General features: G+C 69.5%; 22 protein-coding genes. 12 read left to right on the top strand and 10 right to left on the bottom strand.

Going from position 1 to position 22130, the window contains the following annotated elements:
- The first annotated feature begins 3 nt into the window (after positions 1-3).
- The 8 genes from narH (at position 4) to ubiV (ending at position 7267) form a co-directional block, all read left to right on the top strand.
- The gene (gene narH / locus M2352_RS23235; RefSeq protein ID WP_264666909.1) at positions 4-1521 is read left to right on the top strand and encodes a nitrate reductase subunit beta; all 1518 of its coding nucleotides are present in this window, start codon (positions 4-6) and stop codon (positions 1519-1521) included.
- Positions 1518-2219: a nitrate reductase molybdenum cofactor assembly chaperone gene (gene narJ / locus M2352_RS23240; RefSeq protein ID WP_264666910.1), complete on the top strand. Its 702-nt coding sequence runs from the start codon at positions 1518-1520 to the stop codon at positions 2217-2219. The genes narH and narJ overlap by 4 nt, the downstream gene beginning before the upstream one ends.
- A 27-nt stretch (positions 2220-2246) precedes the next feature.
- Positions 2247-2936 carry a respiratory nitrate reductase subunit gamma gene (gene narI, locus M2352_RS23245; protein WP_264666911.1) on the top strand — a complete coding sequence of 230 codons (690 nt, stop codon included), beginning with the start codon at positions 2247-2249 and terminating at the stop codon, positions 2934-2936.
- Positions 2937-2973: 37 nt separating this feature from the next.
- Positions 2974-3747, top strand: a complete 774-nt coding sequence (locus tag M2352_RS23250) for a peptidylprolyl isomerase (RefSeq protein WP_264666912.1) — start codon at positions 2974-2976, stop codon at positions 3745-3747.
- Positions 3748-3778: 31 nt separating this feature from the next.
- Complete coding sequence (locus tag M2352_RS23255; protein ID WP_264666913.1) at positions 3779-4609, top strand: carbonic anhydrase; 831 nt, start codon at positions 3779-3781, stop codon at positions 4607-4609.
- A gap of 185 nt (positions 4610-4794) precedes the next feature.
- Complete coding sequence (gene ubiT, locus M2352_RS23260; protein ID WP_264666914.1) at positions 4795-5382, top strand: ubiquinone anaerobic biosynthesis accessory factor UbiT; 588 nt, start codon at positions 4795-4797, stop codon at positions 5380-5382.
- Positions 5379-6365 (top strand): ubiquinone anaerobic biosynthesis protein UbiU, encoded by a 987-nt coding sequence (ubiU, locus tag M2352_RS23265; RefSeq protein ID WP_264666915.1) that lies wholly within the window; start codon positions 5379-5381, stop codon positions 6363-6365. The genes ubiT and ubiU overlap by 4 nt, the downstream gene beginning before the upstream one ends.
- Positions 6362-7267, top strand: coding sequence for a ubiquinone anaerobic biosynthesis protein UbiV (ubiV, locus tag M2352_RS23270; RefSeq protein ID WP_264666916.1), 906 nt, complete (start codon positions 6362-6364; stop codon positions 7265-7267). The genes ubiU and ubiV overlap by 4 nt, the downstream gene beginning before the upstream one ends.
- A 7-nt stretch (positions 7268-7274) precedes the next feature.
- Here ubiV and M2352_RS23275 read toward each other — a convergent pair whose 3' ends face one another.
- The 3 genes from M2352_RS23275 to M2352_RS23285 are packed head-to-tail and all read right to left on the bottom strand — an operon-like array spanning position 7275 to position 8322.
- Positions 7275-7430 carry a hypothetical protein gene (locus tag M2352_RS23275; RefSeq protein WP_264666917.1) on the bottom strand — a complete coding sequence of 52 codons (156 nt, stop codon included), beginning with the start codon at positions 7428-7430 and terminating at the stop codon, positions 7275-7277.
- The gene (locus M2352_RS23280) at positions 7427-7726 is read right to left on the bottom strand and encodes a cytochrome C oxidase subunit IV family protein (RefSeq protein WP_264666918.1); all 300 of its coding nucleotides are present in this window, start codon (positions 7724-7726) and stop codon (positions 7427-7429) included. The genes M2352_RS23275 and M2352_RS23280 overlap by 4 nt, the downstream gene beginning before the upstream one ends.
- Positions 7727-7740: 14 nt before the next feature.
- Entirely contained in the window at positions 7741-8322 is a 582-nt protein-coding gene (locus M2352_RS23285; protein ID WP_264666919.1) for a cytochrome c oxidase subunit 3, read from the bottom strand.
- A 209-nt stretch (positions 8323-8531) separates the two neighbouring features.
- On the opposite strand from M2352_RS23285, the gene M2352_RS23290 reads away from it, so the two are divergent.
- The 4 genes from M2352_RS23290 to M2352_RS23305 are packed head-to-tail and all read left to right on the top strand — an operon-like array spanning position 8532 to position 13130.
- Positions 8532-8984, top strand: coding sequence for a c-type cytochrome (locus M2352_RS23290; RefSeq protein ID WP_264666920.1), 453 nt, complete (start codon positions 8532-8534; stop codon positions 8982-8984).
- A 14-nt stretch (positions 8985-8998) separates the two neighbouring features.
- On the top strand, positions 8999-10348 hold the full coding sequence (locus tag M2352_RS23295; RefSeq protein ID WP_264666921.1) for a cbb3-type cytochrome c oxidase subunit I: 1350 nt from the start codon (positions 8999-9001) through the stop codon (positions 10346-10348).
- Positions 10349-10408: 60 nt separating this feature from the next.
- Positions 10409-11206: an AAA family ATPase gene (locus tag M2352_RS23300; RefSeq protein WP_264666922.1), complete on the top strand. Its 798-nt coding sequence runs from the start codon at positions 10409-10411 to the stop codon at positions 11204-11206.
- A 7-nt stretch (positions 11207-11213) separates the two neighbouring features.
- Entirely contained in the window at positions 11214-13130 is a 1917-nt protein-coding gene (locus M2352_RS23305) for a nitric oxide reductase activation protein NorD (protein ID WP_264666923.1), read from the top strand.
- 13 nt (positions 13131-13143) lie between these two features.
- Here the strand turns inward: M2352_RS23305 and M2352_RS23310 are convergent, their stop codons facing one another.
- The 7 genes from M2352_RS23310 to M2352_RS23340 all read right to left on the bottom strand — a co-directional run bounded on the left by M2352_RS23310 (position 13144) and on the right by M2352_RS23340 (position 22125).
- Complete coding sequence (locus M2352_RS23310) at positions 13144-13842, bottom strand: response regulator (RefSeq protein ID WP_264666924.1); 699 nt, start codon at positions 13840-13842, stop codon at positions 13144-13146.
- Entirely contained in the window at positions 13839-16550 is a 2712-nt protein-coding gene (locus M2352_RS23315; protein WP_264666925.1) for a sensor histidine kinase, read from the bottom strand. Before M2352_RS23315 ends, M2352_RS23310 begins: the two co-directional genes overlap by 4 nt.
- Before the next feature lie 36 nt (positions 16551-16586).
- Positions 16587-17198, bottom strand: a complete 612-nt coding sequence (gene kdpC / locus M2352_RS23320; protein ID WP_264666926.1) for a potassium-transporting ATPase subunit KdpC — start codon at positions 17196-17198, stop codon at positions 16587-16589.
- Positions 17199-17208: 10 nt separating this feature from the next.
- Positions 17209-19317: a potassium-transporting ATPase subunit KdpB gene (gene kdpB, locus M2352_RS23325; protein ID WP_264666927.1), complete on the bottom strand. Its 2109-nt coding sequence runs from the start codon at positions 19315-19317 to the stop codon at positions 17209-17211.
- Positions 19318-19331: 14 nt separating this feature from the next.
- Positions 19332-21041 carry a potassium-transporting ATPase subunit KdpA gene (gene kdpA / locus M2352_RS23330; protein ID WP_264666928.1) on the bottom strand — a complete coding sequence of 570 codons (1710 nt, stop codon included), beginning with the start codon at positions 21039-21041 and terminating at the stop codon, positions 19332-19334.
- Between the two features lie 12 nt (positions 21042-21053).
- Positions 21054-21143 carry a K(+)-transporting ATPase subunit F gene (locus M2352_RS23335; RefSeq protein WP_264666929.1) on the bottom strand — a complete coding sequence of 30 codons (90 nt, stop codon included), beginning with the start codon at positions 21141-21143 and terminating at the stop codon, positions 21054-21056.
- 385 nt (positions 21144-21528) lie between these two features.
- Entirely contained in the window at positions 21529-22125 is a 597-nt protein-coding gene (locus tag M2352_RS23340) for a TetR/AcrR family transcriptional regulator (protein ID WP_264666930.1), read from the bottom strand.
- Positions 22126-22130 lie beyond the last annotated feature (5 nt).

Consider the following 22130-nt stretch of genomic DNA (forward strand, 5'->3'; position numbering starts at 1 on the left):
CTCATGAAGATCCGCGCGCAAATCGCGATGGTCCTGAACCTGGACAAATGCATCGGCTGCCACACCTGCTCGGTGACCTGCAAGAACGTCTGGACCTCACGCGAGGGCGTCGAATACGCCTGGTTCAACAACGTCGAAACCAAGCCCGGCGTCGGCTATCCCAAGGAATGGGAGAATCAGGACAAATGGAAGGGCGGCTGGGTCCGTAACGCCGACGGTAAGCTGGAGCCGCGCATCGGCGGCAAGTGGCGGGTGCTGGCGAACATCTTCGCCAACCCCGACCTGCCGGAAATCGACGACTATTACGAACCCTTCACCTTCGACTACCAGAACCTCCAGACCGCACCGGAAGGCAAGACCATGCCCACGGCGCGCCCCGTCTCGCTGATCACCGGCGAGAAAATGGACAAGATCAACTGGGGGCCGAACTGGGAAGAAATCCTGGGCGGCGAGTTCGAAAAACGGTCCAAGGACAAGAATTTCGACGGCATCCAGAAGGAAATCTACGGCCAGTTCGAAAACACCTTCATGATGTACCTGCCGCGCCTGTGCGAGCATTGCCTCAATCCGGCGTGCGTGGCCTCCTGCCCCTCCGGCTCCATCTACAAGCGCGAGGAGGACGGCATCGTCCTGGTCGATCAGGACAAGTGCCGCGGCTGGCGCATGTGCGTGTCCGGCTGCCCCTATAAGAAGATCTATTACAACTGGCAGTCGGGCAAGGCGGAGAAGTGCACCTTCTGCTTCCCGCGCATCGAGGTGGGCCAGCCCACCGTGTGCTCGGAAACCTGCGTCGGGCGCATCCGCTATCTGGGGGTGGTGCTGTACGACGCCGACCGCATCGAGACGGCGGCCAGCGTCACCGACGAGCGCAACCTTTACAAATCGCAGCTCGACATCTTCCTGGATCCCAAGGATCCCGGCGTCATCGAGCAGGCCCGCAAGGACGGCGTGCCGGACGCGTGGCTGGAGGCCGCCCGCCAGTCGCCCATCTGGAAGATGGCCATGGAATGGAAGGTGGCGCTGCCGCTCCACCCCGAATACCGCACGCTGCCGATGGTCTGGTACATCCCGCCGCTGTCACCGATCCAGGGTGCCGCCGAACAGGGGCACATCGGCTTCAAGGACGGGCTGCCCGACCTCGACTCCCTGCGCATCCCGGTCAAGTACCTCGCCAACCTGCTGACGGCGGGCGACGAGCAGCCGGTGCGCGACGCGCTGACCCGCATGTTCGCCATGCGCGTCTACCAGCGCGGCCGCCACGTGGACGGCACCTTGAACAAGGACGTGCTGCGCGCCGCCAATCTCACCGCCCATCAGGTGGAGGAAATGTACAGCCTGATGGCCATCGCCAATTACGAGGACCGCTTCGTCATCCCGACGACGCACCGCGAATACGCCGAAAACACCTTCGACCTGCGCGGCACCTGCGGCTTCAGCTTCGGCAACGGCTGCGCCGACGGCGTGACGCCGGCCGGGCTGTTCGGGGCGAAGAAGACCAAGGCACCGGAGGGCGTGAAATGAACGGCACCGGAGAGCGTGACATGAAACGCTGCGACACCGTCAAGGCGTTGGGGATGCTGCTGACCTATCCCAGCGAGGATCTGGTGGCCGCCCGCACCGACATCCAGCAGGTCATCACCGGGGAGGGGCTGCTCAGCCGCCCCGTCCTGGCCCAGGTGGGGGCGCTGGTCCGCGCCCTGGGCGACACCGACCTGTACGACCTGCAGGAACGCTACATCCAGCTTTTCGACCGCAGCCGCACCCTGTCGCTGCATCTCTACGAGCATGTCCACGGCGAATCCCGCGAGCGCGGCCCCGCCATGGTCAATCTCCGCGAGATCTACCGCAGCTACGGCTTCGAGATCGACAGCCGCGAGCTGCCCGACTTCCTGCCCATGCTGTGCGAGTTCCTGTCGCAGGTGCCGGAAGCCACGGCGCGGGAGATCCTGGGCGAGGCGCGGGTGGTGCTGGACGCCCTGTGCGTCCGGCTGGAGGAGCGCGCCAGCCCGTATGCCGGCGTGCTGGCCGCCCTGGCCGAGTTGACCGGCGCCCCCGCCGACGCCACCGCGGTGGCCGCCCACATCAAGGCCGAGGGCGAGGACGACGACGCCGGCGACCTGGACGCCATGGACCGCATCTGGGAGGAAGCGTCGGTCGCCTTCGGCGCCGGCGACGCCATGGCGGGGGCCTGCCCCCTGGTTCAATCCCCGCAGGCCTGACGCCGCGGCACACGGAAGACGTTCCCCATGTCCTATCTTCACACCCTTCTGTTCGGTTACGCCCCCTATGTGGCGCTGACCGTGTTCCTGGCGGGCAGCCTGATCCGTTTCGACCGCGAGCAGTACACATGGCGGTCCGGCTCCAGCCAGATGCTGCGCAAGCAGTCGCTGCAGCTCGGGTCCAACCTGTTCCATGTCGGCATCCTGCTGCTGTTCATGGGCCATTTCTTCGGCCTGCTGACCCCGCCGGAGGTCTATCACGCCTTCGGCCTGTCGGTGGGGGCCAAGCAGTGGCTGGCGATCATCGCCGGCTCGGTGTTCGGCACCGTCTGCTTCATCGGGCTGACGCTGCTGCTGCACCGCCGCCTGACCGACGCGCGCATCCGCAAGACCTCAAGCCCGATGGATCTGGTGATCCTGGGCGTGCTGTGGGTGCAGCTCGTGCTGGGGCTGGCCACCATCCCGGCATCCATCGCCCATTCCGACGGCGGCACCATGCTGGCCCTGGCCGACTGGGCGCAGCGGATCGTCACCTTCCGCGCCGGTGCGGCGGAGGCCGTGGCCGACGTGGGCCTGGTCTACAAGCTGCATCTGGTGCTGGGCATGGTGATGGTCCTGCTCTTCCCCTTCTCGCGGCTGGTGCACATCTGGTCCGCCCCGGTCTGGTATCTGGGCCGGCGCTATCAGGTGGTGCGCACCCGCTTCCGCCACGGCTGAGCCGTACTACCCAACGTCGGTCATTCAGGAGCGTGTCATGACGATCAGCGTGAACGGTGCGGCCATCAGCAGCGGCGCCATCGACCGGGAGGTCCAGTATCACCCGGCCCCCACCCTGGAGGAGGCCCGGTTCGCGGCGGCCCGTGCGCTGGTCGTCCGGCACCTGCTGCTGGCCGAAGCCGGACGGGCGGAGGCGGCAGACAACGCCGCGGATGACGCGGAGGAGGAGGCCGCCATCCAGGCCGTCCTAAGCCGGGCCATCACCCTGCCCGACCCGGACGAGGACACCTGCCGCCGCTATTACGCCAACAACCCGGACCGTTTCCGCAGCCCGGACATCTTCGAGGCGTGCCACATCCTCTTCCCCGCCCGCCCCGGCGACGAGGCCGCCCGGACCGCCGCCCGGCAAAAGGCGCTGGACACCATCCGCATCCTGACCGCCGAGCCGGAACGCTTCGCCGAACTGGCCCTCACCCTGTCCGCCTGCCCGTCCGGGGCGGTGGGCGGCAGCCTGGGGCAGGTCAGCCGGGGGCAGACCACGCCGGAACTGGAGACGTTCTTCTACAACCTGATGCCGGGCACCCTGTGCCCGGTGCCGGTGCCGACCCCCTACGGCTATCACGTGCTGCGGCTCGACCGCCGCGCGTTCGGACGCCCCCTGCCCTTCGAGGTGGTCCACGCCACCATCGCCGCCCACTTGCGGCAGGCGTCGTGGCAGCGGGCGGTCCACCAGTACGTTTCCCTGCTGGTGGGACAGGCCCGGATCGACGGCATCGACCTCGGCGGTGCCACGTCGCCGCTGGTGCAGTGACGGCGCGCCGGGAAAGGAAGGAAACTCGGCCATGGCCACCCGTGACGGCGATCCCCTGCTCCACCTGCTGGAAGGCTTCGAGGAATTCCGGCTGTCCAGCCTGCGGAGCAACCCCGGCCTGTTCCGCCGGCTGGCGCAGGAGGGGCAGTCGCCCAAGGTGCTGGTCATCGGCTGCTCCGATTCCCGCGTCGATCCGGCGATCCTGACCCACTGCCAGCCGGGCGACCTGTTCGTCGTGCGCAACGTGGCGGCCATCGTGCCGCCCTATGAGCGGGACGGGCGTCACCACGGCACCAGTTCGGCGCTGGAATTCGGCGTCCGCTCGTTGCGGGTCGAGCACGTCATCGTGCTGGGCCACGCCGCGTGCGGCGGCGTGCGGGCGCTGGCGGAAGGAACCGGCGCCGGCCCCGGCGCGGGTTTCGAATTCCTCGCCGATTGGGTGGGCATCGCCGCCGAGGCGCGGGCGGCGGTGGAAACCGCCCTGCACGCCGCCCCGGACGGGCGGCGGCGGCGGGTTCTGGAACAGGCCACCGTGCTGCTGTCCCTGCGCAACCTGCTGGGCTATCCCTGGGTGCGGGAACGGGTGGAGTCGGGGCTGCTGACGCTGCACGGCTGGTATTTCGACATCCACGACGGCGAACTGATGGCCTTCGACGCCGAAGCCCTGCGGTTCCTGGCGGTGCGGGGGCGGCTGGAAGGCATGCCCCTGGGCCTGCGCCCCTGCGTCCGGGGGTGCGGGTGCGGCACCGGGGTGGATCTGCACGCCTTCACCAGCGCCGAAGCGCTGCGCGAGGTGCCGTGGGCGAAGCCTTCCACCACAGCAAAAAAGAATCCATCCGCGGGAAAAATTGCTGAAGCTTGACCACAATCAAGTGACCGCAGGAAATAAGACCATATAATCATGGACGAAAGACGCCCTCTCTCACGTCTTTCTCTCCACGAGGATAGCAGACTTACGTCACGAAAACTCCCTTCCGGCGCCACGCCGGAAGGGCTTTCTTTCTGACTGCCACCTTGTGGCGATTTTCATTCCGAAAGGCCCCGCTCATGACCTCCACCTTCGTCCCTCCTCCGCGGGCGGCGGAAACGCTGATGGCGCGCGCGGCCCTGACGCTGGGACGCGGCATCATCAGCCGCCCGTTCGGCGGCCCGCCGGTCCAGGCCGTGCTCGACCTGGGCATGGCGCTGCTCCGCCGCCGCCACCCCGGCCTGTGCGGGCGGCTGGCGGATCTGGACGGTGCCGAGGTGCTGATCGACCCCACCGACATGCCGGCGTGCCTGACGCTGCGGCTGGGACCGGCCCCACGGCTGCGGCTGGTGCGGCGCGACGGCGCCCCGCCGTGCACCGCCGCCGTCCGCGGCCGCTTCGCCGTGCTGCTGGACCTGCTGGAGGGCCGCATCGACGGCGACGCCCTGTTCTTTTCCCGTGACCTGACCGTGGAGGGCGACACCGAAACCGTGGTGGCCCTGCGCAACGCCGTCGATGGCGAGGACATGAACCTGTCCGCCGCCCTGGCCGCGCTGCCGGGACCGCTCGGGCGGCTGGCGCCGCCGGCCCACGCCGTGCTGACGCGGGTGCTGACCGTGGCCGGTTCCCGCTTTTCCCACCGGACCGAAAGACCCTCCCAGCCATGAGCCGTTTCGAGCTGATCTGCCCCGCCGGCACCCCGGCGGCGCTGCGCGCGGCGGTGGATGCCGGGGCGGACGCCGTCTATTGCGGTTTCCGCGACGACACCAACGCCCGCAACTTCCCCGGCCTCAACTTCTCCCGGCCCGAGTTGAAGGAGGGCATCGCCTATGCCCACGCCCGTGGCCGGCAGGTGTTCGTCGCTATCAACACCTATCCCGCCGCCGGCAACCCCCATCCCTGGCACGCGGCCGTGGATGACGCCGCCCGGCTGGGCGCCGACGCGGTGATCCTGGCCGACCTGGGGCTGCTGGATTACGCCGCCCGCCGCCACCCGGCCCTGCGGCTGCACCTGTCGGTGCAGGCGTCCGCCGCCAACGCCGACGCCATCCGCATGGTTCAGGCGGAATTCGGCGTGCGGCGGGTGGTGCTGCCGCGGGTGCTGACCGTCGCCGACATCGCCCGGCTGAACCGGGACATCGCCATCGAGACCGAGGTGTTCGTGTTCGGCGGCATGTGCCCGATGGCCGAGGGGCGGTGCTCGCTGTCGTCCTATGCCACCGGGCGCTCGCCCAACCGCAACGGCGTGTGCTCCCCCGCCAGCCATGTGCGCTACGAGGAGCGGCGCGAGGGGCTGGTCTCGCGGTTGGGGGATTTCACCATCAACGTCTTCCCCCACGGTGAGCCCGCCGGCTATCCCACCTTGTGCAAGGGCCGGTTCTCCGCGGGCGGCGCGCCGTCGTACCTGTTCGAGGAACCGACCAGCCTCAACGCCATCGGCCTGCTGCCCGAGCTGCAGGCCGCCGGGGTCACGGCGCTGAAGATCGAGGGCCGCCAGCGCGGCAAGGCCTACATCGCCCAGGTGGTCGCCACCTACCGCCAGGCGCTCGATGCGTTCGCCGCCGGCCAGCCCCTGCCCGCCGCAGCGCTCGCCGGTCTGACCGAGGGCGGGCGGGACACCACCGGGGCCTATGGGAGAGCATGGCGATGACGAAAGCCGAACTGTCGCTGGGTCCGGTGCTGTTCAACTGGGCGCCGGAGGTCTGGCGCGACTTCTACGTCCGCATCGCCGACGAAGCCCCCGTCGAAACGGTGTTCCTGGGCGAGGTGGTGTGCGCCAAGCGGGCGCCGTTCATCGCCGCCCACCTGCCCGCGGTGCTGGAGCGGCTGGCCGCCGCCGGCAAGCGGGTGGTGCTGTCCACGCCCATCCTCGTCACCACCGAACGGGAACGGCAGGCGGTGCGCGATCTGGCCGCCACCGACGCAGCCCTGGTCGAGGCCAACGACCTGGGAAGCCTGCCGCTGCTGGCCGGGCGGCCGCACGCCGTCGGCCCCTTCGTCAACGTCTACAACGAAGGCACCCTGGCGTGGCTGGCCCGGCGCGGCGCCGTCATGGTCAGCCTGCCGGGCGAACTGACCCGCCCGGCGGTCGCGGCCCTGGCCAAGGCCGCCGCCCCGCTGGGGGTGGAACTGGAGGTTCAGGTGTCCGGGCGGCTGCCGCTGGCGATCTCCGCCCGCTGCTACCACGCCCGCGCCCACGGGCTGCACAAGGACGGCTGCCAGTTCGTCTGCGCCAACGATCCCGACGGGCTGGACGTCACCACCCTGGACGGCACGCCCTTCCTGGCGGTCAACGGCACGCAGACCCTGTCTCACACCCACACGGCGCTGGTGGCGGAACTGGACGATCTGCAGACCCTGGGCATCCGCCGCTTCCGGCTGTCGCCGCAGTCGGGCGACATGGTGGCGGTGGCCCGGCTGTTCCGCGGCCTGCTGGACGGCCACATCGCCACCGCGGAGGCGCTGGCGCGGCTCAAGAGCCTGCTGGGCGCGGAGGCCGCCCTGTCCAACGGCTTCTACCACGACCGCGCGGGCGTGGCGTTCGCGGGATAGAACGGGCCTATTGCGACAGGAACAGCACCGCCGTTGCCGCCAGCACAGCGGCGATGACGGTCCCCAGCCCGGCGCGCCCCAGGGCGCGCCGGCGGTGGAGGGCCACGGCCAGACCGATCACCGCGGCGGCGGTCAGCAGCAACCCGAACTTGGCGTCGGTCATCGTCCCCCTCCCACCCACCCCAGCGCGCCGGCGGCGGTGATCAGCAGGATGGCGCCGCACAGAACGGCGAGATAGCCCGACAGGAGCCTCCGCCACCCCGCCCCGGCGCGGTCCAGTTCCAGATAGCGCAGCAGGATTTCCCGCCCCTTCGCCACCGCCAGCCCCAGCAGGACGGCGGCCCCGGCGACACCCTCGGCGGCTCCCGGACCATTCCCGCCGTGGCTGGCCAGCAGCAGCGTCGCCGCCGACAGGCCCAGCAGGATCAGCCACGATACCGTCAGCCGGTCTGGTTTCATCGCTCCGTCCCCTTTCATCGAATGAGATAGATCAGCGGATAGAGGATCACCCAGATCAGATCGACCATGTGCCAGAAGGCCGCCCCGGTCTCCAGGTTCTCCACGCTGGGCCAGCGGGCGACGATGCCCAGCACCACGATGCCCATGACCACGTGCAGCGCGTGGAACCCGGTCAGCAGGAAATAGAGGGCGAAGAAACCGTCGCTGTCGATGGACAGCCCGGCCCCCAGCGTGGCCGCGTACTCCACCCCCTTGACCGCCAGGAACACCGCCCCGCCCGCGGCGGCGGCCAGCATTCCCGCCCGCGCGCGCGCCGTCCGGCCCCGCCGCCCCGCCTCCACGCCGCGGGCGGCGAAGAAGCCGCTGGTCACCAGAACCATGGTGTTGACGGCCCCCAGCGTGCCGTCCAGATGCGCCTGCCCCGCCGCGAAGGTGACGGGATCGAGCGTGCGCGCCACGGCGAAGCCGAGAAAGGCCGCACCGAACACCGCCAGTTCCCCCAGAATCAGGATCCACATCATCAGATTGCCGGGAAGGCTGGCGAAACCGCCGTCCCGGCGGTCCGAAACCGTGCCGTCCACCATGCTGCCGTCCATGCCGCCGCATCCTCCGGGACCGTTGGAATATCTGATCGGCACAGTAGGACGATGCCCGTGCGGGCGGCTTGACCGCGGTCAAGGAATGACCGCCTAAAACGCTAAACTATTGCGGCACCCGCGGCGGACGGCACCACGGCACAGATTTTCCGGCGCCGTGCATCGCACCACCCGCACCGACCTTCGCTGACTTTCAGAAAGCCCGAGCGATGACCGAACGCTTCACCAAAGCGGCCGCGCGCAACATCTTTTACGGCGGATCGCTGTTTTTCTTCGCTGCCTTCGTGGGGCTGACCGGCCTCAGCCACTCCTACATCGTCAACACCAGCACGGACAAGGCCGGCCTGACCGACGCCGTGGCCCGCGGCAAGCACGTCTGGGAAAAGAACGCCTGCATCAACTGCCACACCCTGCTGGGCGAAGGCGCCTATTTCGCACCGGAGCTGGGCAATGTCTGGCTACGCTACGGCGGCGACAAGGACCATGACGGGGCGGTGGCCGCCCTGAAGGCGTGGATGGCCGCCCAGCCGTCCGGCATCGAAGGGCGCCGCCAGATGCCGCAATTCAACCTGACCGAAAAAGAGGTGGAGGATCTGGCCGCGTTCCTGGAATGGACCAGCCGGATCAACACCCAGAGCTGGCCGCCCAAGCTGTCCGGCTGAGGAGACTTCTTCCCATGAAATACGAATCGCAAAAGGTCGCCCTCTGGTACTTCGCGGCGGCGATGGCGTTGTTCGGGGTGCAGATCCTGGTCGGCCTGCTGGCCGGCGCGGTCTATGTGCTGCCGAACCTGTTGTCGGAACTGCTTCCCTTCAACATCGTCCGCATGATCCACACCAACGCGCTGATCGTCTGGCTGCTGATCGGCTTCTTCGGTGCCGCCTATTACCTGATCCCGGAAGAGGCGGAAACCGAACTGCACAGTCCGAAGCTGGCGCTGGTCCAGCTCGGCCTGTTCGTGTTCGGCGCGCTGGCCGCCGTGGTGGGCTATCTCTTCCGCATCCACGAGGGGCGGGAGTTCCTGGAACAGCCGACCTGGATCAAGGCGGCGATCGTCGTCGTCGCGCTGATGTTCCTCTACAACGTGACGATGACCGTCCTCAAGGGGCGCCGCACCGTCATCACCAACATCCTGCTGGTGGGCATGTGGGGCATCGCGGTCTTCTTCCTGTTCTCGTTCTACAACCCGTCCAACCTGTCGCTGGACAAGATGTACTGGTGGTACATCGTCCATCTGTGGGTGGAGGGCGTGTGGGAACTGGTGCTGGCCTCCATCCTCGCCTTCCTGATGATCAAGATGACCGGCGTTGACCGCGAGATCGTCGAGAAGTGGCTGTACGCCATCGTCGGGCTGGCGCTGTTCAGCGGCATCCTGGGCACCGGCCACCATTACTACTGGATCGGCACGCCGGGGTACTGGCAGTGGATCGGCTCGATCTTCTCCGCGCTGGAAGTGGCCCCGTTCTTCACCATGGTCGTCTTCGCCTTCATGATGGTGTGGAAGAGCGGACGGCGGCATCCCAACAAGGCGGCGATGCTGTGGTCGCTGGGCTGCTCGGTCTTCGCCTTCTTCGGCGCCGGGGTCTGGGGCTTCCTGCACACGCTGGCCCCGATCAACTACTACACCCACGGCACCCAGGTGACGGCGGCGCACGGGCATCTGGCCTTCTTCGGCGCCTACGCCATGATCAATTTCGCCATCATCACCTACGCCATGCCCTACCTGCGCGGCCACCGGCCGTACAACCAGGTGCTCAACATGTGGAGTTTCTGGCTGATGTGCGGCGGCATGGCCTTCATGACCTTCGTGCTGACCGTGGCCGGTGTGGTGCAGACCCATCTGCAGCGCGTGCTGGGCATGGACTACATGGAGGTGCAGTCGCAGATCGCCCTGTTCTACTGGATGCGTCTGGGGGCGGGCGCCATCGTGGCGCTGGGCACCGTGCTGTTCCTCTACTCCATCTTCGGCCCGGCGCGGGAGGAGCGGCCCGCCTCCATCCCCGCCGACTACCAGCCCGCCGAGTGACGTTCCCCGGCCCCCGTTCCCCATGGGAGCGGGGGCCGTCCCTTTCCCGGAGTTTCCCCGATGCCTCTCGACGCCGCCTCCCCCGGCCTTCCCTTCTACCAGCCCACCGGCGACGAGGTGGCGCTGTTCGAGCACGCCTATAACCACCGCCTGCCGCTGCTGCTCAAGGGGCCGACCGGCTGCGGCAAGACGCGGTTCGTCGCCCATATGGCCGCCCGGCTGGGGCGCCCGCTCTACACCGTGTCGTGCCACGACGACCTGACCGCCGCCGACCTGACCGGGCGCTACCTGCTGAAGGGCGGCGACACCGTGTGGGTTGACGGCCCCCTGACCCGCGCCGTGCGCGAGGGCGCCATCTGCTACCTGGACGAGGTGGTGGAGGCGCGCAAGGACGTGACCGTGGTGCTGCACCCGCTGACCGACGACCGCCGCATCCTGCCGCTGGACCGCACCGGCGAAACGCTGGAGGCGCCGCCCGGCTTCATGCTGGTGGTGTCCTACAACCCCGGCTACCAGAACATCCTGAAGACGCTGAAGCCCAGCACCCGCCAGCGCTTCCTGGCCGTCGAGTTCGATTTTCCCAGGCCAGAGCACGAAATTCCCATCGTCGCCGCCGAAAGCGGCCTGCCGGAATCCCGCGTCGCCCCGCTGGTCCGCCTTGCCAACGCGCTGCGCGCGCTGAAGGGCCAGGATCTGGAAGAAGGGGTTTCCACCCGCCTGCTGGTCTATTGCGCCACCCTGATCCGGTCGGGGATGAAGCCGGAGCGCGCCATCCGCGCCGCCCTGATCGAGCCGCTGACCGACGACGCCGACGTGCGCGCCGGCCTGCTGCGCGTCGCCGACGTCACGCTGGGGTGATCCTGCCATGCTGGGGCTGTTCGAACCGGAAGAGACCGTGGGCCGCCTGTGGCACCGCCTGATCGGCGGGCGGTCCAGCTATGCCCATCACCCGGACGCCGCGGTGACGCTGGAATCGGTGCGCCCGCGGCTGTCGGTGTTCTTCCGCGCGCTGGGGGGCGACCGCGGCGTGCGGCTGACCGCGGGGACCGCCACCGCCTCCGGCCACCGGCTGCCGCTGCTGGACCGCATCGGTCTGGGGACGGAACGGGTGGAGCGGGCGGCCCTGGACGGCGATACGCTGCGCCTGCCGGCGGTGATCGCGCTGTTCCCCGACGCCCGGCTGAACGAAGGGCTGTACGAGTGGCTGGCCGCCTTCTTCGCCCACATCGACCCGGCCCCGGCCCCGGCCGACCCGCTGCAGGCCGATATCCTGCTGCTGCGCACCGCCGCCCTGACCACGACGCGCACATTGGCCCGCTGGCCGGGGCTGGCCCCGCTGCACGGGACGCTGGCCGCCGCCACCGCCGCCCGGCGGCCGGCCCGCCGCCTGCCGCCCATGGAGGCGGCGGTGGAACGGGCCGCCCGGATCCTGCTCGGTGACGGTGCGGCAACCGGGGAGGTCTCGCGGATGCTCGATACCACGCTGCCGCTGGGGGCGTTCGCCGCCCCGTTCGATTACCGCCGGCTGCTGCCCGTCCCCCTGTGGGGCATGGCCGATGCCCCGGCGGGCGCCGCCTCCGCCATGGCCGAGGACTCCGCCGCCGAAACAGGCGGCGCCCAGGACGGCGACGGGCGCCGCCGCGCGGCCACCCGGCGCGCGTCCGACCAGACCCGGCGCGACGATCCGCTGATCCTCAACCGCTTCGAAAAGATCCTCGGCCTGGCCGAAATGCTGAACATCCCCCGCGCCGTCGATGACGACGACGCCGAGAACGCCCGCAAGGCCGCCGACGACCTGGACGAAATCGCCGTCGGCGCTCACGAGCGCAAAGCGGCGACCACGCTGAAGCTCGACCTGGATCTGGCCCCGCCGGCCCTCGACGCCGCCCCGCTGGCCGCCCCGCTGACCTACCCCGAATGGGATTACCGCCGCCACGCCCACCACCCGGCCCATTGCCGGGTGGTCACCGAAACCGCCCCGGCGGACGGCGATGTATGGGAACCCGATGCCGCCGCCCAGCGCCGCATCCGGCAGGTCCGCCGCCAGTTCGAGGCGCTGCGCCCCCGCCGCACGCTGTTCACCGGCCAGAGCGACGGCGACGAGCTGGACCTTGCCGCGTTGGTGCGCAGCCGCGCCGACCTGCGGGCCGGCGGGGCCGGCAGCGACCGCGTGCACCAGCAGGCGCGCACCGCCGCCCGCGATCTGGCGGTGGCGGTTCTGGTGGACGGCTCCCTGTCCACCGACGGCTGGATCGGCGGGCGCCGGGTGCTGGACGTGGAAAAGGAAGCGCTGCTGGCGCTGACCCACGGGCTGACCGCCTGCGGCGACGATCACGCGCTGTACGGCTTCACCTCCAAACGGCGGGACTGGGTGCGGGTGCAGACGCTGAAGGGCTTCGACGAGCCGCTGGGCGCCACCGTCACCCGGCGCATCGGCGCGCTGAAGCCCGGCTTCTACACCCGCATGGGGGCCGCCATCCGCCACACCGCCGCCCAGCTCGCCCAGCGCCCCAACCGCCACCGCCTGCTGATTTTGCTGACGGACGGCAAGCCCAACGACGTGGACCATTATGAGGGCCGCTACGGCATCGAGGACACCCGGCAGGCGGTCCGCGAGGCGCGCAAGGCCGGGCTGGCCCTGTTCGCCATCACCGTGGACGCCCAGGCCCGCGACTACATCCCCCACCTGTTCGGGCGCGGGGCCTATGCGATCTTCCCCCAGGTGTCGCACCTGACCAAGGCGCTGCCCGCCCTGTACCGGCAGGTCGCCATCACCGGATGATGACCGGATGAGATCAGTCCGGCGCGCGCAGGCGGTAGCCGACGCCGGTTTCGGTCCGGATGTAATGGGGGCGCTCCGGGTCGGGCTCGATCTTCTGGCGAAGCTGGCGGATGTAGATGCGCAGGTACTGCACATCGGTGTCGCCGCCCCACACCTCCTTCAGGATGAAGCGGTGCGTCAGCACCTTGCCGGCGTGGGACACCAGCAGGCGCAGCAGGTCGTATTCCCGCGGCGACAGCTTCACCTCCTCCCCCTCCACCGTCACCGTCCGGCGCACCAGATCGACGCCGAGCCCCCCGCAACGGAACACCGGCGCCTCGCCCTGGCGCTGCAGGCGGTGGCGCAGAGCGGCCCGGATGCGGGCCAGCAACTCTTCCATGCCAAAGGGCTTGGTGACGTAATCGTCGGCGCCGAGGTCCAGCGCTTCGACCTTCCCCGCTTCGTCCATGCGGCTGGACAGCACGATGATCGGCAGCGTCTCCCCCGCCCCGCGCAGGCGGCGGATGATCTCGGCCCCGTCCATATCGGGCAGGCCGAGGTCCAGCACCAGCAGGTCGGGCTTGTGCCGGCGCATCCATTCCTCCGCCGCGGCCCCGTCCGCCGCCTCGTCCACCGCATAGCCCTGGGCGCTCAGACTGGTGCGCAGGAAGCGCCGGATCGGGGGTTCGTCCTCGACCAGCAGCACCGACAGCGGCATGGCTTCGGATTTCATGATGCGGCGGTCTCCAGGGTGGGGGGCAAGGGGGCTTCGGGCAGGGTCAGGGTAAAGACCGCACCGGAACGGTCCGTGCGGTTGCCGGCGGTGATGGTCCCCCCCATCGCTTCCATGAAACCGCGGCAGATGGCAAGCCCCAGACCGGTGCCCGCGCGCTGGCGGTCCCCCGCCTGGACACGATAGAACTTGTCGAAGATCCGTTCCAGATCCTGCGGCGGCAGACCGTCCCCCTCGTCCATTATCTCCAGCCGCACGCACCCGTCCGCCGCCCACGCCCGCACCGTGACCGTCGAGCCGGGGTGGGCGTATTTCGCGGCGTTGTCCAGCAGGTTGAACAGCACCTGTTCGAACAGAACCGGGTCGAGACGGGCCATGGGCAGGCCGGGCGCCAATTCGATGCCCACCGTATGGCCGGCCAGGATGCGGCGGGTCCGTTCCAGCGCGCTGCCCACCACCTCGCCCAGATCCACCGGATCGCGCCGCGGCTGGAGCGCCCCGGATTCCAGCCGGGTCATGTCCAGCAGGTTGGCGATGAAACGGTTCAGCCGTTCGGCCTCCTCCTGAATGGTGGCGGCGAGATCGCGGCGCCCCTCCTCGCCCAGCAGCGGACCATAGCTGGTCAGGCTGGTGGCCGACCCCAGGATGGAGGCCAGCGGCGTGCGCAGGTCGTGGGAGATGGAGGTCAGCAGGGCCGAGCGCAGCCGTTCGGTTTCCGCCGCCAGCCGGGCGCGGTCCACATCCTCGGCCAGGGTGACGCGCTCGATGGCGAGTGCGGCCTGATCGGTCAGCGCGTCCAGCAGGCGCCGCTGGTCGGGCGTCAGCAGCGTCCCCGGCCGGCCCGTGTCGATCCCCACCAGCCCCACCGGCCCGCGTCCGGTGCGCATGGGCAGGAACAGCCATTTCGCCCCCGGCAGCGTCTCGGCCCCGCGGCCCGCCGGGCGGTTGTTCTGCCACGCCCACACCGCGGCGGCGAGATCGGCGGCGTCGATCTCGTCCTCGGGTGGATAGCCGGCGCGCACGGCCACGCTGCCCCCATCGGGCATCAGCAGCACCACCCGCACCTTCAGCATCGCCGCGATCTGATAGGCGGTCGCCCACAGCAGATCGTCCATGGTGATCACGCCGGCCAGCTTGCGGCTGAACTGATAGAGATCCTCCGCCGTCTTGGTCCGCTGCCGCGCGGTGACGGCCTGGGCCCGCACGCGGGCGGTGAGGTTGCTGGCGATCAGCGCCACGACGGCGAAGAAGAACAGGGCGACGATGTTCTCGGGATCGGAAATGGTGAAGGTGTAGAGCGGCGGCAGGAAGAAGAAGTTGAAGGCCAGCACGCTGATGATGCTGGCATAGAGCGACGGCCCCAGCCCGCCGGTGACGGCGCTGACCAGAACCGCGGTCAAGAACACCAGGGCTATGTTGTTGAGGTCCAGCCACAGCCGCAGCCCGTGCCCCAGCACCGCCGCCACGGCGACGCAGGCGGTCGCGGCGGCATAGGGCCACCCGGAAAGGCGCCGGGCGTGGGCCGGGGCGGTGCGCACGGTCTTGGCCGGCACCGGGTCGCTGGGATCGGCGGCGATCACATGGACGCTGATGCCCCCGGCCCGGCGGATGAGGTTGTGCGACACCGATCCGTGGAGCAGTTCCGACCAATAGGTCCGCCGCGACTTGGCGATGACGATGTGGGTGACGTTGTTGGCGCGGGCATAATCCACCACGCCGTCGGCCACGTCACGGCCGGGGATGGTCACCGCCTCCCCGCCCAGCCGTTCCACCAGACGCAGGGTGTCGGCGATGCGGTCCCGCTCCGCCTCGCTCAGGCGCAGGCTGCGGCTGGTCTCCACATGCACGGCGCTCCAGCGGGCCCGCAGCCGCTCCGCCTGCCGCCGGGCATAGCGGACCAGGGCGCCGCCGCTGGGGTCTTCGTTGATGCAGACCAGCAGCCGCTCCCCCGCCGCCCAGGGGCCGGCGATGGCATGGGCCTGCATGTGGGTCAGAAGCTGGTCGTCCACCCGCTCGGCGGTGCGCCGCAGGGCCAGTTCGCGCAAGGCCGTCAGGTTTCCGGGGGAAAAGTAATGGCGGATGGCCCGTTCCGCCGTGCGGGGCAGATAGATCTTGCCGTCCTTCAGCCGCTGGATCAGGTCTTCCGGCGTCAGGTCGATCAGTTCGATGTCGTCGGCCCGGTCGATGATGGAATCGGGCACGGTTTCGCGCACCCGCACGCGGGTGATCTTCGCCACCACGTCGTTCAGGCTTTCCACATGCTGGATGTTCAGCGTGGTGTAGACGTCGATGCCGGCGGCCAGCAGTTCCTCCACGTCCAGCCAGCGCTTGGCATGCCGGCTGCCGGGGGCGTTGGTGTGGGCCAGCTCGTCCACCAGGACGATGCGGGGCCGGCGGGCGAGGATGGCGTCCAGGTCCATCTCGTCCAGCCCGCGGTTGGTGTAATCCGTCCGGCGCCGGGGGATCACCTCCAGCCCGTCCATCAGCGCTTCGGTTTCGCGGCGTCCGTGGGTTTCCACCACCCCGGCCACGATATCGGTGCCCTCGCGCCGCTTGGCCTGGGCGGTCTGGAGCATTTCGAAGGTCTTGCCCACACCGGGGGCGGCGCCGAGAAAGATCTTGAGCCGCCCCCGCTCCTCCCGCCCGGCCTGACGCAGCAGGGCATCGGGAGAAGGGCGGGTGGTGTGGTCCATGCGTTCGCCGCTCATCGTTCGCCGTTCATAAGGCCGCCCCCGTCTGCCCGCCTATTGTTGCCTGACGGCGGCATCCAGCGCCAGATTGAGGGTGAGGACGTTGACCCCCGGTTCACCCAGAAAGCCCAGCCCGCGCGGTTCGGTGTGGGCGGCCACCAGCCGGCGCACCTCCGGCTCGGGCAGCCCGCGGGCCTTCGCCACCCGCGCCACCTGGAAACCGGCGGCTGCCGGGGACAGATGCGGGTCCAGCCCGCTGCCCGAGGCGGTGACGAGATCCACCGGCACCGGGGTGCCGGGAGCCGTCTCCGCCGCCAGCCGCCCGGCCTCCTCCGTCACCCGCTCCACCAGCGCCTTGGACGACGGCCCGGCGTTGGACCCCGAAGAGGCGGCGGCGTTGTAGGGCTGCGGCACCGTTCTGGCCGGGTCGGACGGATCCGGCCCGGTGGTGGCCGAGGGGCGGGGATGGAAATAACCGGGCCCGGCGAACGCCTGCCCGATGAGGGCGGAGCCGACGACGGTGCCGTTGCGCTCGATCAGGCTGCCGTTGGCCTGGACCGGGAACACCGCCTGGGCGATGCCGGTCACCGCCAGCGGATAGGCCAGCCCGGTCACCACCGTCAAAGCGGTCACCATGACCAGGGCGGGACGCAGTTCCTTGAGCATGAGTTCCTCCTTAGACAAGACCGGCGGCGGTGATCAGCAGGTCGATGGCCTTGATCCCGGCAAAGGGGATGACGATGCCGCCCAGGCCATAGACCAGCAGATTCCGGCGCAGCAGTGCCGCCGCCCCCACCGCCCGGTAGCGCACGCCGCGCAGGGCCAGCGGGATCAGCGCCACGATGATCAGCGCGTTGAAGATGATGGCCGACAGGATGGCGCTCTGTGGGCTGGCGAGATTCATCACGTTCAGCGCCTGAAGCTGGGGGTAGAAGGCCAGGAACATGGCCGGGATGATGGCGAAGTACTTCGCCACGTCGTTGGCGATGGAAAAGGTGGTCAGCGCCCCGCGGGTCATCAGCAACTGCTTGCCGATCTCCACGATCTCGATCAGCTTGGTGGGATCGCTGTCCAGATCCACCATGTTGCCGGCCTCGCGTGCCGCCATGGTGCCGGTGTTCATCGCCACCCCCACATCGGCCTGGGCCAGGGCCGGGGCATCGTTGGTGCCGTCGCCGCACATGGCGACCAGCTTGCCCTTGGCCTGTTCGGTGCGGATGAGCTGGAGCTTGGCCTCCGGCGTCGCCTGGGCCAGGAAGTCATCGACGCCGGCCTCCGCCGCGATGGCGGCGGCGGTCATGGGGTTGTCGCCGGTGATCATCACCGTCCTGATGCCCATCTGGCGCAAGGCGGCGAAGCGTTCGCGGATGCCGCCCTTCACGATGTCCTTCAGGTGGATCACCCCCAGCAGCCGCCCGTCCCGGCACACCGCCAGCGGGGTGCCGCCGGATTTGGCGATCCGCTCGGCGATCGCCTGGATCTCCTGCTGCGCCATGCCGGCCCGCGCCGCGGTGACCGTTCCCGTGCCGTCGGCCAGGGACCGGGCATGGGCGGCGGCGTGGGCCAGGATGGCGTCCACCGCCCCCTTGCGGATCACCGACCCGCCGGTATCCACGCCGCTGATGCGGGTCTGGGCGGAGAAGGGGACGAAATGGGCGTGGATATCGGCCATCTCCCGCCCGCGCAGGCCGTATGTCTCCTTGGCGAGCACGGTGATGGAGCGCCCTTCCGGCGTCTCGTCGGCCAGGGAGGCGAGTTGGGCGGCATCGGCCAGCTCGCGCTCGCTGATGCCGGTGACGGGAAGAAACTCCGCCGCCTGGCGGTTGCCCAGCGTGATGGTGCCGGTCTTGTCCAGCAGCAGCGTGTCCACGTCGCCCGCCGCCTCCACCGCGCGGCCCGACATGGCCAGCACGTTGAAGCGGACCAGACGGTCCATGCCGGCGATACCGATGGCCGACAGCAGCGCCCCGATGGTGGTGGGGATCAGCGTGACGAACAGCGCCACCAGCACCGGCACGCCGATCGAACCGCCGGCATAGGCCGCGAAACTGGGGATGGTCGCCACCGCGATGACGAAGATGATCGTCATCCCGGCCAGCAGGATGTTGAGGGCGATCTCGTTGGGCGTCTTTTGCCGCTGCGCCCCCTCCACCAGCGCGATCATCCGGTCGAGGAAGGTGGAACCGGGGCTGGCCGTGATGCGCACGACGATGCGGTCGGAGATGACCTGCGTGCCCCCCGTGACCGCCGAGCGGTCGCCGCCGGATTCGCGGATGACGGGGGCGGATTCGCCTGTGATCGCCGCCTCGTTCACCGAGGCCACCCCCTCCACCACCTCGCCGTCGGAGGGGATGATCTCCCCGGCCTCCACCAGCACGTGGTCGCCGGGCTTGAGCGCCGTGGCGGGAACGGTGGCGGCGGCGCCGTCCGCCCCCAGCAGACGGGCGCTGGTTTCCGTCTTGGTCTTGCGGAGCGTGGCGGCCTGGGCCTTGCCGCGCCCTTCGGCCACCGCCTCGGCGAAATTGGCGAACAGCACGGTGAACCACAGCCACACGATGATCTGCAGCGCGAAACCGGCATGCTCCGCCGTGCCCGCCACCAGATCGCGCAGGAACAGCACGGTGGTCAGGGCGGCCACCACCTCCACGCAGAACATCACCGGGTTGCGGACCATCGTCCGCGGGTCGAGCTTGCGGAAGGACTGGCCCACCGCCGGCCCCAGAACAGCCGGATCCAGCAGCGTGGCGGCGGCGGACCGGCCCGTCTTTTTGGTTTTGGTGTCCATGGAATGGCGTCCGATCAGAAGAGGGTGCCGGCGTTCATCGCCAGATGCTCGGCGATGGGGCCGAGGGCGAGTGCCGGGAAGAAGGTCAGCCCGCCGACGATCAGGATCACCCCGACCAGCAGGCCGACGAACAGCCCGTCGTGGGTGGGGAAGCTGCCGGCGGAGGCCGGAACCCGCCGCTTGGCCGCCAGCGAACCGGCCATGGCCAGCATGGGCACGATCACGAAGAAGCGCCCCATCAGCATGGCGGCGGCGATGGTCAGGTTGTACCAGAGCGTGTTGCCGCCAAGCCCGCCGAAGGCGCTGCCGTTGTTGGCCGCCCCGGAGACATAGGCGTACAGCACCTCCGAAAAGCCGTGCGGGCCGGCGTTGGCGATGGAGGCCACGCCCGTTTCCGTCACCAGGGCCGCGGCGGTCAGCCCCAGCATCGCCAGCGGCAGGCACAAGATGGCCAGCACGGTCATCTTGACCTCTTTCGCCTCCAGCTTCTTGCCGAGGTATTCGGGCGTGCGGCCCACCATCAGCCCGGCCACGAACAGGGCGATGACCGCGAACAGCAGCATGCCGTACAGCCCGGCGCCCACGCCGCCGACGATGATTTCACCCAGCATCATGTTGACCAGCGGCACCATGCCGCCCAGCGGCATGAAGCTGTCGTGCATGCCGTTCACCGCCCCGCACGACGCGGCGGTGGTGACGGTGGCGAACAGGGCCGACGCGGCGATGCCGAAGCGGGTTTCCTTGCCTTCCATGTTCCCCGCCGCGGTGTCGATGCCGAAGGCGGTGAAGGCCGGGTTGCCCTGAGCTTCCGCCCAATAGGCCATGGTGACGCCGGCGACGAACAGCACGCCCATGGCGGCCAGGATCGCCCAGCCCTGGCGCTCGTCGCCGGCCATGCGCCCGAACAGGTTGGTCAGCCCCGCGCCGATGGCGAAGATCGCCAGCATTTCCAACAGATTGGTGAGTGCGGTCGGGTTTTCGAACGGGTGGGCGGAGTTGGCGTTGAAGAAGCCGCCGCCGTTGGTCCCCAGCATCTTGATCGCCTCCTGCGAGGCGACGGGGCCGAGGGCGATGGTCTGCCGCGCCCCTTCGAGCGTGGTGGCGTCCACCGCCCCGGCGAGCGTCTGGGGCACGCCCTGCCACACCAGCACCAGCGCCATCGCGAACGACAGCGGCAGCAGCACATAGAGCGTGGCGCGGGTCAGGTCGGTCCAGAAATTGCCCAGCGTGCGTGCCGATTCCCGCACAAAGCCGCGGACCAGCGCCACGGCCAGCGCAATGCCGGTGGCCGCCGACACGAAATTCTGCACCGTCAGCCCGGCCATCTGCACCAGATGGCCCATGGTGCCCTCGCCGCCGTAATTCTGCCAGTTGGTGTTGGTGGTAAAGCTGGCCGCGGTGTTGAAGGCCAGATCGGCGGGCACCGCCGCCATCCCCTGGGGGTTGAGCGGCAGAACGCCCTGAAGCCGCTGCAGCCCATAGAGCAGCAGCATGCCGAACAGATTGAACAGCAGCATGGACACCGCATAGGTCACCCAATGCTGTTCCGCCTTGGCGTCCACCCCGGCCAGACGGTAGAGGCCCCGCTCCACCGGGGCCAGAACGGGGGACAGCGGGGTGCGTTCCCCGGCGAACACGCGCACCATGAAACCGCCGAGCGGCCGCGCCACCGCGGCCACCAGGGCGATGAAAACCAAAATCTGAATCCAGCCGTTCACGGTCATGGGATTGTCTCCTCAAAACCGTTCGGGGCGGATCAGGGCATACACCAGATACGCCAGGAGCCCGGCGGTCACGGTGCCGGCCAGGAGAAGGTCGAGCGTCATCGCCACCTCCTACAGCCGGTCGCAGGCGTGGACATACGCCACGGCCACGGCAAAGAAGCCTGCGGTGACCGCAAGCATGAGAAGATCGAGCATTCTTCGTCTCCGCAAGCGCAACGCCCCGCCGCGTCCGGCGGCCCGGCCCGGTACGGATGGCCGGCGACCGCGCGGAACGCGGGCGGAGGTACGGGGGATCAGGGCGGCCCGGCCGGGCTTTCCGTCTTGGTGGGAAAGCCGTCGTCCGAACCATCGCCCCGATCATGCGGCCGGGCGGCGTATAAATTCGATGGGGGGCCGCCGGGGCGTTTCATATACGCGGCGTATATGAACGCGGTCATGCAATGAACGGAACGGCATAACCGAACCGTAGGGCGGAGAGGGTGCTCCGTCAGCCCTGCCCATCCCCCCATGCGCCGAGCTGGGTGCGGAGCGCGTCCAGGATCTCCAGCGACAGTTCCGGCCCAGTCCGGGCGGTGGCGCGGGCCAGCGCCATGCCGCCCACCAGCGCCGATACGATGGCGATGGCGCGGGCACGGCGGCCGGCATCGCCCGCCCCCCCGTCCGCCGGCAGGCGCGCCGCCACCGCCGCGAAGAAACGTTCGACACCGGCACCGAAACGGTCCTGCACCGCCGGGTCCAGCCGCGCCATCTCGCCGGCAAAGGCCGCCATGGGGCAGCCGGCCTCGGGGTGATCGCGGTGCCGTTCGCTCAAATACCGGGTCAGAAAGGCCGCCAGCGCCCCCTCCGCCGACGCCTCGTCCGCCGGCAGGCGGTCCAGGCTTTCGGCGAAGGCCGCCTCGCACGCCTCCGCCGCCAGCGCGTCCTTGGACGCGAAATGGCCGTAGAAGCCGCCGTGGGTCAGGCCGGCGGCCTTGGTGATCTCGGCCACCCCCACCTTGTCGAACCCGCGCTCGCGGAACAGCCGCCCCGCCGCCGTGACGATGGCGGCGCGGTTCTCCGCCGCCTTCTCCTTGGAAACCTTCATGACCG

Source organism: Azospirillum fermentarium (genome assembly GCF_025961205.1).
GTDB lineage: Bacteria > Pseudomonadota > Alphaproteobacteria > Azospirillales > Azospirillaceae > Azospirillum > Azospirillum fermentarium.

Excerpts from the sequence above, each read along its gene's own strand:
- narH (WP_264666909.1), top strand. The coding sequence starts at position 4 with ATGAAGATCCGCGCGCAAATCGCGATGGTCCTGAACCTGGACAAATGC.
- narJ (WP_264666910.1), top strand. The coding sequence starts at position 1,518 with ATGAACGGCACCGGAGAGCGTGACATGAAACGCTGCGACACCGTCAAG.
- narI (WP_264666911.1), top strand. The coding sequence starts at position 2,247 with ATGTCCTATCTTCACACCCTTCTGTTCGGTTACGCCCCCTATGTGGCG.
- M2352_RS23250 (WP_264666912.1), top strand. The coding sequence starts at position 2,974 with ATGACGATCAGCGTGAACGGTGCGGCCATCAGCAGCGGCGCCATCGAC.
- M2352_RS23255 (WP_264666913.1), top strand. The coding sequence starts at position 3,779 with ATGGCCACCCGTGACGGCGATCCCCTGCTCCACCTGCTGGAAGGCTTC.
- ubiT (WP_264666914.1), top strand. The coding sequence starts at position 4,795 with ATGACCTCCACCTTCGTCCCTCCTCCGCGGGCGGCGGAAACGCTGATG.
- ubiU (WP_264666915.1), top strand. The coding sequence starts at position 5,379 with ATGAGCCGTTTCGAGCTGATCTGCCCCGCCGGCACCCCGGCGGCGCTG.
- ubiV (WP_264666916.1), top strand. The coding sequence starts at position 6,362 with ATGACGAAAGCCGAACTGTCGCTGGGTCCGGTGCTGTTCAACTGGGCG.
- M2352_RS23275 (WP_264666917.1), bottom strand. The coding sequence starts at position 7,430 with ATGACCGACGCCAAGTTCGGGTTGCTGCTGACCGCCGCCGCGGTGATC.
- M2352_RS23280 (WP_264666918.1), bottom strand. The coding sequence starts at position 7,726 with ATGAAACCAGACCGGCTGACGGTATCGTGGCTGATCCTGCTGGGCCTG.
- M2352_RS23285 (WP_264666919.1), bottom strand. The coding sequence starts at position 8,322 with ATGGACGGCAGCATGGTGGACGGCACGGTTTCGGACCGCCGGGACGGC.
- M2352_RS23290 (WP_264666920.1), top strand. The coding sequence starts at position 8,532 with ATGACCGAACGCTTCACCAAAGCGGCCGCGCGCAACATCTTTTACGGC.
- M2352_RS23295 (WP_264666921.1), top strand. The coding sequence starts at position 8,999 with ATGAAATACGAATCGCAAAAGGTCGCCCTCTGGTACTTCGCGGCGGCG.
- M2352_RS23300 (WP_264666922.1), top strand. The coding sequence starts at position 10,409 with ATGCCTCTCGACGCCGCCTCCCCCGGCCTTCCCTTCTACCAGCCCACC.
- M2352_RS23305 (WP_264666923.1), top strand. The coding sequence starts at position 11,214 with ATGCTGGGGCTGTTCGAACCGGAAGAGACCGTGGGCCGCCTGTGGCAC.
- M2352_RS23310 (WP_264666924.1), bottom strand. The coding sequence starts at position 13,842 with ATGAAATCCGAAGCCATGCCGCTGTCGGTGCTGCTGGTCGAGGACGAA.
- M2352_RS23315 (WP_264666925.1), bottom strand. The coding sequence starts at position 16,550 with ATGAGCGGCGAACGCATGGACCACACCACCCGCCCTTCTCCCGATGCC.
- kdpC (WP_264666926.1), bottom strand. The coding sequence starts at position 17,198 with ATGCTCAAGGAACTGCGTCCCGCCCTGGTCATGGTGACCGCTTTGACG.
- kdpB (WP_264666927.1), bottom strand. The coding sequence starts at position 19,317 with ATGGACACCAAAACCAAAAAGACGGGCCGGTCCGCCGCCGCCACGCTG.
- kdpA (WP_264666928.1), bottom strand. The coding sequence starts at position 21,041 with ATGACCGTGAACGGCTGGATTCAGATTTTGGTTTTCATCGCCCTGGTG.
- M2352_RS23335 (WP_264666929.1), bottom strand. The coding sequence starts at position 21,143 with ATGACGCTCGACCTTCTCCTGGCCGGCACCGTGACCGCCGGGCTCCTG.
- M2352_RS23340 (WP_264666930.1), bottom strand. The coding sequence starts at position 22,125 with ATGAAGGTTTCCAAGGAGAAGGCGGCGGAGAACCGCGCCGCCATCGTC.